This is a genomic window from Aquimarina callyspongiae (assembly GCF_034322225.1).
Taxonomy (GTDB): domain Bacteria; phylum Bacteroidota; class Bacteroidia; order Flavobacteriales; family Flavobacteriaceae; genus Aquimarina.
In genome coordinates this window covers 39,246-54,952 of record NZ_JAXLPA010000011.1, presented here as the reverse complement: position 1 = coordinate 54,952, position 15,707 = coordinate 39,246, and the positions used below count along the sequence as shown (strand labels likewise).

At 31.2% G+C, this 15,707-nt stretch carries 12 protein-coding genes; 7 read left to right on the top strand and 5 right to left on the bottom strand.

Annotated elements, in window-relative coordinates; genetic code table 11:
- Nucleotides 1-332: 332 nt before the first annotated feature.
- Nucleotides 333-1,049: a DUF4294 domain-containing protein gene (locus U0D62_RS25275; RefSeq protein WP_322290152.1), complete on the bottom strand. Its 717-nt coding sequence runs from the start codon at nt 1,047-1,049 to the stop codon at nt 333-335.
- A gap of 110 nt (nt 1,050-1,159) precedes the next feature.
- On the opposite strand from U0D62_RS25275, the gene U0D62_RS25270 reads away from it, so the two are divergent.
- The 3 genes from U0D62_RS25270 (at nt 1,160) to U0D62_RS25260 (ending at nt 6,523) form a co-directional block, all read left to right on the top strand.
- A complete protein-coding gene (locus tag U0D62_RS25270) occupies nt 1,160-2,251 on the top strand; it encodes a M42 family metallopeptidase (RefSeq protein WP_322290151.1) in 1,092 nt (363 codons plus the stop codon).
- 104 nt (nt 2,252-2,355) lie between these two features.
- Nucleotides 2,356-4,275, top strand: a complete 1,920-nt coding sequence (locus U0D62_RS25265) for a transglutaminase-like domain-containing protein (protein WP_322290150.1) — start codon at nt 2,356-2,358, stop codon at nt 4,273-4,275.
- A gap of 19 nt (nt 4,276-4,294) precedes the next feature.
- Nucleotides 4,295-6,523 (top strand): hypothetical protein, encoded by a 2,229-nt coding sequence (locus U0D62_RS25260; RefSeq protein WP_322290149.1) that lies wholly within the window; start codon nt 4,295-4,297, stop codon nt 6,521-6,523.
- Between the two features lie 61 nt (nt 6,524-6,584).
- Here the strand turns inward: U0D62_RS25260 and U0D62_RS25255 are convergent, their stop codons facing one another.
- Nucleotides 6,585-8,378 (bottom strand): sodium:solute symporter family protein, encoded by a 1,794-nt coding sequence (locus U0D62_RS25255; protein WP_322290148.1) that lies wholly within the window; start codon nt 8,376-8,378, stop codon nt 6,585-6,587.
- 7 nt (nt 8,379-8,385) lie between these two features.
- Nucleotides 8,386-8,670: a DUF4212 domain-containing protein gene (locus U0D62_RS25250; RefSeq protein WP_322290147.1), complete on the bottom strand. Its 285-nt coding sequence runs from the start codon at nt 8,668-8,670 to the stop codon at nt 8,386-8,388.
- A gap of 156 nt (nt 8,671-8,826) precedes the next feature.
- On the opposite strand from U0D62_RS25250, the gene U0D62_RS25245 reads away from it, so the two are divergent.
- The 3 genes from U0D62_RS25245 to U0D62_RS25235 all read left to right on the top strand — a co-directional run bounded on the left by U0D62_RS25245 (nt 8,827) and on the right by U0D62_RS25235 (nt 10,781).
- Nucleotides 8,827-9,381, top strand: a complete 555-nt coding sequence (locus U0D62_RS25245; protein ID WP_322290146.1) for an NUDIX hydrolase — start codon at nt 8,827-8,829, stop codon at nt 9,379-9,381.
- 94 nt (nt 9,382-9,475) lie between these two features.
- Nucleotides 9,476-9,928, top strand: coding sequence for a Dps family protein (locus U0D62_RS25240; protein WP_322290145.1), 453 nt, complete (start codon nt 9,476-9,478; stop codon nt 9,926-9,928).
- Nucleotides 9,906-10,781 (top strand): hypothetical protein, encoded by an 876-nt coding sequence (locus U0D62_RS25235; protein WP_322290144.1) that lies wholly within the window; start codon nt 9,906-9,908, stop codon nt 10,779-10,781. Before U0D62_RS25240 ends, U0D62_RS25235 begins: the two co-directional genes overlap by 23 nt.
- 4 nt (nt 10,782-10,785) lie before the next feature.
- Here the strand turns inward: U0D62_RS25235 and U0D62_RS25230 are convergent, their stop codons facing one another.
- A complete protein-coding gene (locus tag U0D62_RS25230) occupies nt 10,786-11,331 on the bottom strand; it encodes a GNAT family N-acetyltransferase (RefSeq protein WP_322290143.1) in 546 nt (181 codons plus the stop codon).
- A gap of 284 nt (nt 11,332-11,615) precedes the next feature.
- On the opposite strand from U0D62_RS25230, the gene U0D62_RS25225 reads away from it, so the two are divergent.
- Nucleotides 11,616-11,936: a hypothetical protein gene (locus tag U0D62_RS25225; protein WP_322290142.1), complete on the top strand. Its 321-nt coding sequence runs from the start codon at nt 11,616-11,618 to the stop codon at nt 11,934-11,936.
- Nucleotides 11,937-11,964: 28 nt separating this feature from the next.
- On the opposite strand, the gene U0D62_RS25220 is transcribed toward U0D62_RS25225, so the two are convergent.
- Entirely contained in the window at nt 11,965-15,669 is a 3,705-nt protein-coding gene (locus U0D62_RS25220; RefSeq protein WP_322290141.1) for a metallophosphoesterase, read from the bottom strand.
- Nucleotides 15,670-15,707: the final 38 nt, after the last annotated feature.

The window sequence follows — 15,707 nt, the reverse complement described above, 5'->3', positions numbered from 1 at the left end:
ATTACATACTCCTCAATGAACTATCGCAAAAACCAATCCTCATATAAAACCTCATCCGTTTTGCGGGTGCAAACATATAACCATTTATTAAACTAACAATAACTTTTTTAAAGTATTTTTTAAGATAATAACAAAGCCTCTGATTTTAAAAAAGATAGAAAACGAAGATAAGAAAATTAATCAAAATAAAATCAAAAAGTTTTTAACAGTTTAAAAGCTCTTTTTAAACAAAGAATCCACCTAACACATTGACAATAAAATAATTGATTGTTTTTACCGCAAAGTTTAAATTAGATCGACATTAATACATAACTATATTCACAAGAATGAAATTACTTTTTCAAAGAAGATGTTTTAGTTGTATCAGACCACTTATTTCTTAAATCATAAAAACTAAAATCCAATGCTGTCTTTTGTTCATCTAGAATATTAGACTGAAAACTACGTTGCAAAATATCCTCGATCCAATAATCTTCTTCTACATTAATTGGATCATATTTTTCTTTTAAGGAGATACTAAACAGTTTTGCTGTATTATTATACCAGAAAGCTCTCCATCCACTCCTATATTCTTTTACAAGTTCAAACATCGTTTTTGCTGTTTGACGATGTATTAACTTTACTAGTATCTGTCCTTCTGTTCTTGTGAGTTTTTTTAATTCTACAGTAAACTCTTCTTCCATATACTTTTGAAGTATCTTAACGTACTTTTTACGTGCTCTCTTAGATTGGATTTTTTCTAATCTGTCATTTAAAGAAGTTAATCGATCCGCTGCCAATTTTGCATAAGGATAGACTTTTCTGGTTTTACGTCTTAGTATCAAATACTTTCTTCTGGCTAATTTATCTTTAAACTTTAATTTACCTAAAATCACTACTTCATCCAGATCAATGGCGTCATGCGGAATTGTATCTCCTTCGATAATATAATATTGTACATAACCACTAGTATCTACCTTAACAGTATCTATTGGTTTTTCACTTTCATTCTGAGCAAACAGTAAATGACCTAATATAAAGAATGATATGTATATTACTTTTTTAAACATAATAGATTATGAGACCTTCTAAAATTATTCCAAAATTAACAATTAACCTTTTGCAAACTGTAAAATGAATGTGAATATTATTATTTTAGCAATAAACCAAATATTTTATAATGGCAAAAAAAAGTATTCTTAATAAAAAATCTCTAGCTTTTCTTTCTACATATTTAAACAATCCTTCTCCTACTGGATACGAATGGGAGGGGCAAAAAATATGGATGGATTACCTAAAGCCTTATGTTGATGAATTTATAACTGACACCTATGGTACAGCTGTTGGGGTAATTAATCCAAAGGCTAAATATAAAGTTGTAATTGAAGGACACGCTGATGAAATTTCCTGGTACGTTAATTATATTACTGACAATGGTCTTATATATGTTATTAGAAATGGAGGAAGTGATCATCAGATCGCAACTTCAAAAAGAGTAAATATCCATACTAAAAAAGGAATTGTTCAAGGTGTTTTTGGATGGCCTGCAATTCATACCAGAAACAAAGCTAAAGAAGAAGCACCTAAGTTAGATAATATTTGTATTGATGTTGGTTGTTCTACTAAAGAGGAAGTTCTTAAACTTGGAGTACATGTAGGATGCGTTATAACTTATCCAGATGAATTTTTTACTCTCAATAAAAACAAATTTGTTTGTCGTGCATTAGACAATAGAATGGGAGGCTTTATGATTGCTGAAGTTGCACGATTACTTAAAGAAAATAAAAAGACATTGCCTTTTGGTTTATATATCACCAACTCTGTTCAAGAAGAAATTGGATTAAGAGGGGCAGAAATGATTACGCAAACTATTAAACCAAACGTAGCCATTGTTACTGATGTTTGTCACGATACCACAACTCCTATGATCGAAAAGAAAACGCAAGGAGAAACCAAAATTGGTGATGGCCCTGTGATTTCTTACGCTCCAGCAGTTCAAAACAGATTGCGAGAATTACTAATTCAATCAGCAGAGGATAAAAAAATACCATTCCAGCGTATGGCTTCTAGCAGAATGACTGGTACAGACACTGATGCTTTTGCATATAGTAATGGTGGTGTTGCATCTGCTTTGATTTCTTTACCTCTACGCTATATGCACACTACTGTGGAAATGGTACACAGAGATGATGTAGAAAATGTAATAAAATTAATCTACGAAAGTCTCCTCAATATAAAATCCGGAGAAACCTTTAGTTACTTCGCGAAGTAAAATAAAAAAACCACAAAACACATATTCGTTTTGTGGTTTTTTTATTCATTAAGAATCCTATATTTGTAACTGCCGAAATCCCCCCTAAACAAAATTCTTTTAAGATGATTCAAAAACTTAATCTATTAGTTTTTATACTAATCGGTACGCTCTCTTTTTCTCAAAAAAAAGTAGACCCTACTCCAGAAGATATTCAACTATCTAAAGAATTAAAGGAAAAATATTCTGAAGCTGATATTGCAATACTTTCTAGTACCGAAGAAATTACTTTTAGTTATGATAAAAAGACAAAAAAAGTAACTGTAAATCATACTCATTTACAAGAGTTAATCAATCTTGATTCAAGAAGTACTATCCCTCTTTTTATATTTTATGATGATCAATCCAGTATAAACAAGTTAAAAGTAAGTTACAGAAATAATAAAGGGGCAGGAATATATTTTAAAGACGAATATTACAATGATGATGATCTTTTTCATACAGATGCTCGAGTAAAATGGACTTCTTTAAGTTTTCCACTGAGAGGTTATAAATACAATTTTGAATATGCAAAAAAATACAATGATATAAAGTATTTTATAAATAGCTATTTTGATGATGTACATCCAACTATAAAAAAAACGATCAAAGTACAAGTCCCCGATTGGTTAGATCTCGAGATACAGGAAATTAATTTTAATGGTACCTCTATTACAAAAAACGAAACAAGAGATGATGAGAATCAAATAACTACTTTTACTTATACAATTGAAAAAATAGATGCTATATCTAAAGATAAAAACAAACCTGGACCTACCTATTATAGACCGCACTTATTGTTTTTGGCAAAATCCCATAGTAGTAATGGAAAAAAAACTACTCTCCTTAATAATACAGCGGATTTATACAAATGGTATCATTCATTAGTATTACAACTTGACAACAATACTGAAAGCATAAAAGAAAAAACATTATCTCTCATCAAAGATTGTAAAACAGATGAAGAAAAAATGAAAGCTATTTATTACTGGGTTCAAGACAATATAAGATATATAGCTTTTGAAGATGGAATTGCAGGATTCAAACCCGACGAAGCTCAAAATGTCTACAAAAAAAAATATGGCGATTGTAAAGGGATGGCCAATTTGACAAAGCAAATGTTGAAAATTGCTGGATTTGATGCAAGGTTAACCTGGATAGGAACAAAACGAATAGCTTATGATTATTCGTTACCAACTATTGCAGTAGACAATCATATGATCTGTACTGTTCTATTAAATGATCAAAAATACTATCTGGATTCTACAGAAAAATATAATCCTCTTGAATATAATGCTGAGCGTATCCAAAATCAACAAGTACTAATTGAAGATGGAGAAAATTATATTCTTGATCAAATTCCTGAAATGAAATCTGATCTAAACCTGGAAACCTTATCGGCTAATTTTGAAATTAGTGATGAAGAGTTAATTGGTGACATTTCCAGAAATTATAATGGAGAAAGTAAATCTTACTTTCTATATAACATCAATAATCTAAGAACTGATAGAAGAGAGGAAACGTTAGATTGGTACATTAGAAGAGATGATAAAAATGTTACTGCCCAAGATATAAGCGTAACTGATATCACAGATCGTGATGGTGATTTAAATTTATCATATAAAATCAATCAAAAAAATGCGGTTAGTGCTTTTGATAATGAATTATATATCGATATAGATTATTACAAAGAGTACAAAAACTTGGATTTAAAAAAGAGGGAAATTGATTATATTTTTCCTTATAAAATTTTAGAAAAGACAAATATTAATCTAAAAATCCCTGATAACTATAAAATTAAAGAACTTCCAGAAGATTTGGTTATTAAGAATAGTGATTTTGAAATATCCTTTACTTACAAAACCGAAGGTGATATCATCAAATATCAAAAAATTATTCATTTTAAAAATGCAAAAATAAGTTCCTCAGAAATAGATCTCTGGAGAGACTTTCACAACAACCTAAAAGAACAATACCAAAAACAAATTATTTTAAGTAAAGATTAAATCTCTTAACTGCATACCCATGAAAAAACATTACACCAAACCGCTAATCCACTTTTTTCTTTTTAGTTTCTTATTTATTTCATTCATAGGATACGCTCAACCAAAAAGAGCTGATAAGATTAAAGAATTTATTATTAATGAAAGCGTTAATTTTTCAGAAATCCCCTCTATCCCAGAAAAATGGAATAATGAATCCGCAGTTGTTATTATCGATCATCAAAATCATTATTACAATAAGACTAAAAAATCTTTAGATAATTTCTTTCTTACTAGAAGAGTTATCAAACTAAATGACAAAGCGGCTGTCGAAAGATTCTCTGAATTTAATTACCCAACTTTCCTTATTGAAGGCTCTAAGGATATAAAAACCTGGATGGGTATTAAAATTATAAAACCTAATGGTGATGTAAAAGAAATAGATGTTGAGAAAGAAAAAATAAAAACTTCTAATGATAGAAAAGCATATGTTTATGGTTTTATAGGAGTTAAGATGAAATCTGATGAGATTTACAAATTAGCTGTACCAGAGCTTGAAATTGGCGATATTATAGATTATTACATCTATACTTATGAAGAATACAGAACATACGGAGCTCATGTAATGGATCCAATAGAGACCACAGTTAGTGGAGAATATCCTACAATGGATTTTAGATTAAAACTAAAAGTTGAAAATGATTTCTTCATCAACTTTAATTCTTACAATGGTGCTCCAGAATTAGAAGATATTACTGCTCCTAAACAACGAGACAAAGAATATCAATTAGTTGCAAAAAACATTGAAAAAGGAGAACCTCTTCAATGGTTATATCCTCTTGTAGAGTATCCTAGTTTTAAATACCAGATATCTTTTGCTCAGAATGGCCGATACGAAAATATGACGTATGCTTTTTTATCAGAGAAAGAAGATATCATAAAAAAAGAAGTAAGCTCAGAAGATGTTCTGGAAGAACATAAGAATAGCTACAACCTAAAGTATATTGCCAAAGACATAAAGAAGTATTTTAAGGAAAAAGAACTCAGTAAAAAAGAATTAGTAGAAGAAGCGTATTATTATATGCGTCATGTATATCTTAACCAATATATAGAGGGAGTAGTTGCTACCGAAGAAAAATTAACTGATTATTACTATCCTCTTTCCTTATATAAAAACCCTATAGTTGTAAGTAAGCAAGGACAATTCTTATTACGTTTTGGTTCATTCTTAAAAAGAAACGACATTCCTTTTGAGATCATAAAAGCAAAGTATAGATATGATGGAAGCATTGATGATCTCTTAATTAGAGAAAATCTTGTTTCTATTATAAAAGTAAACCTTGAAGAACCAATTTATGTATACCCATTTAACAACAACACTTTTTTTAATTGGCTCCCTTCTACAATAGAAGGCACAGAAGCGTATAGTTTATCTTTTACAGATTCATATGATAAGATCGAAAATGTCGAAAAGATAAAATTACCTATTTCTAACTATAAGGATAATAATACGAGAGAGGTATCAAACATTAATTTTAATGATGATTTTTCTGAAATAACAATAGATCGAAACTCCTTTTTAAAAGGACACAACAAAGTAAATCAGATTAACAGAAGGTTATTCTTCTTTGATTACGTCTCAAAAGAATATGAAAAGTACGGAACTACCCAATTTTCAGATATTTTAAATAAAAAGAATAGAAAAAAATATGATCAATCCTATGCCGCTTATAAAGAAAAGATATCTCAAAAAAGAATAGAACGACTTGAAGAAAGTACAGAAGATGAATTTGATTTTACAATCGATGATTATCAGTACGAAGTTTTATCTACCGGAAGAGAAACAATAGATGACCTTTTAAGCTTTAAGGAACAATACATTATTAAAGATGATTTAATCAAAAAAGCTGGGCCAAACTACATTTTTGAAGTAGGAAAATTAATTGGAAGTCAAGTAGCTATTGAAGAAAAAGAAAAAAGCCGTATAGAAAACATTTATATGCCTTATCCAAGATCATACAACAACGAAATCAAAGTTGCAATTCCTGATGGATATACTGTATCGGGTTATGACAAGCTAAACTTAAAGGTTGAAAATGAAACTGGAGGATTTGTAAGTGAAGCAAACTTAGAAGGAAATATCTTGAATATTAAAACGTATAAATATTATAAGAACAATTATGAACCCAATAGTAATTGGAATAAAATGTTAGAGTTCTTAGAAGCTGGATTTCAATTTTCACAAGAGAAAATACTTCTAAAAAAGAGCTAATTATCAAGCATAAAAAATAAAAAATCCCGCTCAATAGCGGGATTTTTTATTTTTTATACTCTTAATGATCCTCTACTCCTTTCCCCGCATTATTAGGTATTCTTATATCTTCAACAATATCTTGCACCTCTTTTGGTGGTGGAGATGTTAAATGACAAACCACCAAAGAAACTATAAAGTTTATTATCATAGCAACGGCGCCAAAGCCTTCTGGAGAGATCCCAAACCACCACTCATCTGATGGTGGGAGTGTATCGTCAAACCAGCCTAATTTGTATTTAATCATGTATAACAACATAGATACAATACCTATTATCATTCCTGCTACAGCACCTTCTTTATTCATCCTTTTATAAAATATCCCCAACACAATTGCAGGAAAAAATGATGCTGCCGCTAATCCAAATGCCAAGGCGACCACCGCCGCCACAAAGCCTGGAGGATTAATCCCGAAATAACCTGCTACACATACTGCCGCAACAGCAGAAATACGAGCTGCAACCAATTCTCCTTTTTCAGAAATACTGGGTTTAATCATTTTTTTGATTAAGTCGTGAGACACAGAAGATGATATTACCAATAATAACCCAGCTGCCGTTGATAATGCTGCGGCCAATCCTCCTGCAGCTACTAAGGCAATCACCCAATTAGGTAAATTAGCAATTTCCGGATTTGCCAATACCATAATATCACGATCTACGAACAATTCATTCGTTGTAGCATTATTTATATTAGTAATTACCCGCTCTCCTTGTTCTCCCCTATTCTCACCATCAAAAACAGGTTTGTTTTTATTTCCTTCTACTGCGTGCCCATTTGCATACTGTACTTTACCATCTTTGTTTTTATCTATCCACCCAATCAATTCTGTATCCTCCCAGTTCTTAAACCATGCAGGAAGTTCTTCATAGTTTTTATTATGTACAGACTCTATAAGGTTTGTTTTTGCAAAAACTGCTACAGCAGGAGCTGTAGTATATAAAATAGCAATTAAAAGCAAAGCGTATCCTGCTGATTTACGTGCATCTTTCACCTTTTTTACTGTAAAAAATCGAACTATCACATGTGGTAAACCTGCCGTTCCTACCATTAAGGCCAACGTAATTGCAAAGACATCTAATATTGATTTGGAACCATCAGTATAAGCTGCAAAACCCAATTCTGTACTTAATCCATCTAGTTTATCCAATAAGTATGTTCCTGACCCATCTACAACTGTATCTCCAAACCCTAATTGAGGGATTGGATTACCTGTCATCTGAATGGATATAAAAATTGCGGGTACCATAAAAGCAAATATCAAAACGCAATATTGAGCCACCTGGGTATATGTAATACCTTTCATACCACCCAATACAGCATAAAATAAAACGATAATCATTCCGATCATTACTCCGGTATTGATATCCACTTCCAAAAACCTTGAAAAAACAATCCCTACACCTCTCATTTGCCCTGCTACATATGTAAAAGACACTAGGAGTGCGCAAAAGACTGCTACAGATCTTGCTGTTTTTGAATAGTAACGATCTCCTATAAAATCTGGCACGGTAAACTTTCCAAATTTTCGAAGATAAGGTGCTAATAACAATGCCAGTAAAACATATCCTCCTGTCCATCCCATTAAATACACTGCTCCATCATAACCAGCAAAGGCAATGATTCCTGCCATCGAAATAAAAGATGCCGCACTCATCCAATCAGCGGCTGTCGCCATTCCATTAGCTAAAGGAGAAACTCCTCCTCCTGCCACATAAAAATCTTTTGTTGATGATGCTTTAGACCAAATTGCAATTCCTATATATAATGCAAAAGTGAGTCCTACCAGAATATAAGTCCAAACTTGAACGCTCATAAATATCTTATTTAGTGGTTACATTTTCTTGATCTACATCGTATCCGTATTTTTTATCCAGCTTGTTCATCAGCCTTACGTATACAAAAATCAAAACAACAAAAACATAGATAGAACCTTGTTGTGCAAACCAAAACCCTAATCTAAAACCACCAAGACGTATTTCGTTAAGAAAATCTTTAAATAAAATCCCAGCTCCATAAGAAACTAAAAACCAAATGGTAAGTAAAACGAGGAGATATTTAAGATTTTCTTTCCAGTAAGCTTTGGCTCTATTCTGTTTTTCGGACATAATATTAAATTAAAATAAGTTGTATTTGAGTCATTGAATTTAGTCAATATTTATAAGTAAGTATTCCTGAATTTGGTTTTATTAATTCTAGTGTCTTAATTTAGGTAATTATATAGTAGATTTAACTCTAATTGAAACGCACACTATACAAATAAAATGGCTGATGAACTCATTGATATTTTAGATAAATCAGGAAATCCTACAGGAAATGTGCAACTAAAATCCAAAGCGCATCAATTAGGTTTATACCATGCCAGTGCACATATTTGGTTTTATACAAAAGATGGACAGTTATTGTTTCAGAAAAGAGTTGATAACAAAGATACTTTTCCAGGATTATGGGATGTATCAGTTGCTGGTCATATAGGTACTGGTGAAAAGCCAATAGATGCAGCTGTTAGAGAAATACAAGAAGAAATAGGATTGACCGTTTGTAATGAGGATTTAGACTTTATTGGAATATATCTGGCAGAAAAAAAACCAAAACCTTATCTTTTTGATAATGAATTTCATCATATTTATCTTGCTAAACTATCTGTTTCTACAGATCATCTCATTCTTCAAAAAGAAGAGGTTTCCGATATCAAATTAATACCAATAAGTGACTTTAAAAATATACTTAAGCATTCTGCTTTGATAAAAGAATTTGTGCCTCACGATGATGTATATTATAACCTTATACTTACATCTATTTTAGATAGATTAAGATAATACTCCTATTGCAACTAACTATAAGAACTGAATATTTTCGATTTCTTATTATAGTATTTTTGTATTGAAATTAAAAAATCAATAAACAAAAACTATGAGTACTATAAACAAAGAAACAATAGCAGCACTTAATACACTTCTATCTGATTATCATTTACACTACCAAAAACTACGTAATTTTCATTGGAATGTTACCGGACCACATTTTTTTGAGCTTCATGAAAAATTTGAAGAACTTTATGAAGATGCAAAGCTAAAAATTGACGAAATTGCAGAAAGAATATTAACCTTAAGAGCAAAACCCATAAGTAATTTTAGCACTTATCTAAGTACATCTAATATTAAGGAGTCTGAAACAGATCTTAAAGATCATCAAATGGTTTCTGCCATTCTTGAAGATCATGATGTTTTATTAAAACAACTTAGAGATGTAACAAAGAAGGCAGAAAAAGCAGATGATGATGGAACCTTAGATATAACTGGTACCTATATTGGTGAGCTCGAAAAAACAAGTTGGATGCTCAATGCGTGGAATCATAGAAATTAAATTAATAAAAGTCATTTGTCTTATCCTTTTGACAACTATAACAGCAAGTTGTCAAAAGGTTGGCAATACTGATTTAATCAAAATCAACTCGTTATCTAACGATATACGAGAAATCTCTGGTATTGCTACTTTTTCAAATAGTAAGATTTATGCTATTAATGATTCTGGTAATTCTAATACACTATTCTGTCTTGATTTTAAAGGCAAAATCATAAAAGAAATAAAAGTTCCGGATTCTAAAAATGTAGATTGGGAAGATTTGGCATATGATCAGAAAGACAATATCTATATTGGTGATTTTGGAAATAATGCAAACAATAGAAAAGATTTAGTTATATATAAAGTATCAGGAGTTACTTCTAATAACATTTCTGTATCCAACATCGAATTTATATTTGAGGATCAAAAGAAGTTTCCTCCCAAGAAGAAAAACTTAAATTTTGATGTAGAAGCATTCATTCATTTAAATGGTTATTTATATCTCTTTACTAAAAACAGAGAAAAAAAATCTACCGCTACTACCAAATTGTATAAAGTACCTGCCAGTCCAGGAAAGTATATGGCCAAATTGATCGGCAAATATGATACTTGTAATGATAAAACTGATTGTCTTATTACAGCTGCAGCCATTAATCAAAAGAAAGATAAAATCGCATTATTAACTCACAACAAAATATTCTTACTTAGTAATTTTAAAGGAGATAGTTTATTTGCTGGAGATATTGAAAAAATAAAACTTAATCACAAATCTCAAAAGGAAGGTATTAGTTTTAAAAATGATTCTACACTTTTTATAACTGATGAAAAGACAAAACACAGTAAGGCTTCTTTATACGAGTATCATCTAAAATAATTAATTATTTCTTAAACCAGTCTTCTTCTAAAATAGCATACTCATAATTGTCTGCCCAGCCAGTTATGAGAGGTAGTACTTTACGTTTACTCCCTTCTCTGAGCATTCCTATTTTCTCTAGGACTTTAATTGATCCTACATTATCTACAGCACATCCTGCCTCGATTCTATGCAAATTCAACTCTTCAAAACCTAATCTGACAACTTCTCTTGCCGCTTCTGTTGCATATCCTAATGACCAAAACTCGGGTGATAATTTATACCATAATGATCCTATTTTATATTTTGGATTTCCAATTTTCAAAGATATTAAACCGACAAAGCTGTTATCAACTTTTAACCTAATTGTAAAAACAAATTCCTTTCGCATTTTAAAGTTTTCAACCCATTCTTCGAGATAAACACCTGTTACTTCCTTATTAGTTGGTATTCCTAAAGTATTATATTGATCAACTTCAGGAGTAGAATGTAATTTATGAACTTCAGACAACTCTGATAATTGAACAATTTTAAGTTCTAGTCGATTTGTATTGAGCAGTAAAGATTTCAATATTATGTAGCGTTATATTTTAAATTAAAATTATTCTCAAAAGTTATTAACACAACAACACTTAAACTAAAGGTTTAACCTTTTATCGATAAAAGCACATCAAATCGAATAATAACGGTTTTTAAACGTAGTATAAAACCTACTTATTAACAATATGCTTAAGATATAAACATTTACTTGTTCGACGAATTGCATTTCAAATCCCTATAAATCACTAAATTAGCTATGGTTTTACCGTAAACACGTAAGCTCAATTATCAACAAACCCCAAATAATAATTTTATATGAAGACTGCCCCAAAATGTCTAATATTTATTGCTTTGTTATCCTCATCAGTTCTTTTATCTCAAGAAAACATTTCTATAAAAAACAATAAAGATGTTTCTACAAACACGACCAATACATCAGAAAATTATGATGTAGATACAAGAAACAAAACTGTTGTTGTGTCTAAGTCAAAAATGACCAAAGTTCAAAAGATTGTTAACAACAAAAAAAGCGATAAAAAATCTGGTTTAGATAAAAATGCTACTGGTAAAGCTAAGTTAGAAATGTCCGAAATATCTTCGGTATCAGTGCCAAGAACTACAATAGACTTTTTCTAGTAATAAATTATCTTAAGGTTTATTTTACTTAAAAACTTAGGCCTAAACCAAAAGTAAATCGCAGTCCATCATCACTATTAAATGCACCAAGCTGTCCTGCAATTGCATCAACACCATTTATCCATAAACCACCTCCTACAGAATCGTGCCAGGTAGAAGAATCTTCACCATCTAACCATACACGACCAATATCATATCCACCAAATAATCCAAGTTGCAATGGTAATAATCCTGTTTTAAATTGATTAAAGCTATATCTTAAATCACTGCTAAATGCTAATGCACTTTCTCCGGTAAAACGTTCTTCTCTATACCCTCTTAGCCCTTTAGTTCCTCCAAGATTAGCACCTTGATAAAATTCAAAACTATCACCTATATTAATCTCAGCCATAACATCTGTTTTTAATACCAGCTTTTGATTTCTTGTAATAGCATTATAAAAACCGATTTTAGGATTTATATATCCATATGTTCTATCTGTATCTTCAACATTCATACGCGCACCAGTTTGAACACTAAACAACATACCTCTGGCAGGGTTTACTGGATTATCATAGCTTTCAAACTTATATTGCACATCTAGATTAGTAAAAAACTTTCTCTCAAAGAAATCTGGATCTGCATTTACAATACCTAATCCCGAAGTAATAAATCTATCTCCAGTATTCTGTACTTCTATTCCTTCATAAGAAGCACTAATACTTACTTCTGAACCATAGTATCCTTTTTTAGAAATCCCTAACCCTACAGACCATATACCGGTTTTAACTCGATTATAATCTAAACCTAACTCATCATCGGGATTAACAGTATTATTACCAAATCCAAAGAAATTTTGAGCAAAATTCTCACTCGTATAAACCCCATTGAGCAGAATATTCCAGTTACCTATAGCATCTGCAAATTCTCCAGAATAAGATAAAGCATATCCTTCAGTCGCAAAGTAGTAAGCTCCAGTAAATTTATGCTTACTATGATATGGATCATTCTTAAATCCTCTTACAGTATAGGTATCTGTTACATTAATATTAAGCCCGTCATCGGGATTAAAACCTATAAAAGGAGTAAAGACATTAGTTCTGTCAATATATTTATTATAGTCGTATATATTGTAACTATAGATATTACTAAATATAAATTTTGCTCCTCCTTTTTTCTTAACTGTATTAGGTTTAGATTTATGGTCATAAATCTTTATTTTTCTGCCATTTTCTATAGTATATTCATCATTATTTTGACCTCCGACGATTCTTATTTTTATAGGATTACTCCCTTTTCCTTTTACCAAAAACTTATCATCATCATCTAATCCATAAATCCATATTTCTTTGGTTTCTCCAGAATTAAAAACTCTTTCATAATGAGGCTTCTCGGCTTCTCCTCCCTTAATTCTTGAGATTCGAACAATGGTCTTTTTATCTTCTCTAACGATCTCAAAATAATCATCTTTATCAGTTCCTTTTATGATCACATGTTTTGAGAGATATGTATAATAACGATTGGCAATATCAATAATCTGATCTCTTCTGGCTCTAAGATCTCTTTTTATTTTTTCTGCGGTTTCATCCTGCGTTTCTTCAGGTAAGTTATTAAATGCTTCTTCAATAATCTTATCAGAAAGGTTTTCTTTAATATAATTAGCTTGCTTTAGCCAAGTTTCTCTTCCTGAGTTCTGAGCTAATGTTCTATCCAATCGTATCCCAGATTCATTAATCCATCGTATTTTTTTTAGTTCATCATCATAAACTTGAAATTTTCGAGTAATCGGAACTACAAATTTCAAAATATCAAGAATTACTCCATCATAATTAGAAAACACCTGATCCCTATCTCTTGGAATCGGTCTATATACTTTTTCTCCCTCTTTATCAAATCTTGCCCATCTCCATTGATCTGGATGTCGATCCCAATCCCCGAGTATCATATCAAAAAGCCTAGCCTTTATATAATTCTCTTCGTCCATTTGATATTTCTCATCTCTTCGCATTTTGCGCAAGAGGTCATCTGTACTTTCAATATCATCTGGTTTCCCAAAGGAAGCCAGATCCCCATATTCTTTACTGGGGCGTTCTTCTAAAAAGTAAATTTCATCTCCAAAATTTTCATTGAATTCGCCTAATGCAGGGTGTTTAGGAACATAATATAATTTTGGATTTGCATGATATACTCCTATTGCATCTGCTAATGGTCCTACTGTCAAAAAAGCATAGGGATAACTAGATGTATAAAAATCTGATAATAAATCTTCTGTTAAGGTGTCATCAAAACCATCTCCCACATATGTGTTTTTAAAAGCTCCTTTTTGTAAAAACTGCGCTACACTCTTTCTCATAGCTCTTAGACTATATTGCTTACCATCTTTATCTATAAGTCGTAAAGATCTGGTAACCTGTCCTCCTCCTTGTCTATCTATTGTAAGTCCACCTAACAGAGTATCCAGTGTTGCTACAGGAACTGTAATATCTGTACCATATAAGTATCTATAGTGGTCTCCCCACATAGATTTAAAGAGCTTTGATTTTTCTACTTCCTCTTTTGCGTAAATAGAAGCAGTAGCTTCTTTATCAAAAGTATTTGATACTCCAGTAAAATTATAAACCTCTTTCTTCTTATGTATCTCTGTTTGATATACAAGTTTAGGCTCACCTTTTTCATTACCATAAAATCTTACATTGGATGAACCATCAGTATATACATCTAAAATGGCAAAACCCTGACCCGGATAAGAAAACAATCCATCTTTTCCTAAGGAAGCTGCAGATACCTTTGCTCCAGAGCCAGATACAATTTGTTTCACTCCTCCATCCTCTATGTATTGCAAAGAATGTTCATGACCCGATACATACACAACTTTATCCAAACCTTTTGTCATTGTAGTCAATCTGCGTTTCAAACCATTGTACATGACATTTGAAAGATCTTGAGCCGTAACTCCTCCTTGTGAACGAATTAATGTAGCTAGTGATCCCAAAAAAGGTAATGGAATTTTCTTTTTTGATGGAAAAATATGTTTATCAAAACTATATTTACCTCCGTGAGGTCCATTAGTATACATTGGGTGATGCATTGCGATCACTATGGTTTTCTTACTATGTTTTTTAAGCTCTCCTTCTATTTCAGAAAAAAACTTTTCCCGAGTTTTGATTTCACAATTATCATTAATAGTAGGGTTTTTATCCCAATTAGCAAGATACCATTGTGTATCCAGAATTAATAAATGTACTTTATCGCTTATTTTTACACTTTCAATAGGGCATCCTTTTTCTGGTAAGAAAGCATTTTTAGTATTAAGTTTTTTAGCTACATATTTTTCCTGCCTTTTTAAACCTTTTAACCCTTCATTATACCAATCATGATTTCCTGGTATAAAAATCATTTCTCCTTCAAAGTTTTTGGCCGCATCAACTTGTGCATTAATCCTATGTTCAGACAGCTCTCTTTCAGGTGATTCTTTTTCAGGCATACCTTTTTGATATATGTTATCTCCTAAAAAAATTAAATAATCATTCTTTGTCTCTGACGTGTCCAGTACTTTTTTTAAAGCTATAAGACCATTTGTACTTTTGTTAATTTTGGCATATCCTGCATCACCTACCAAATAAAATGTTTTTTCAATCTCTTTGACTGGTAATGTTTTATCAAAATTTTCGACTTTATATTTAGGTGAATAAGAAGCACAAGAACTAAGTACTAGTGCAACGGTAATCCCGATAATCTTTATATTTTTATTCATTGTTTAGAGTACAATCTCTTTTTTTTAATTAATTTGGT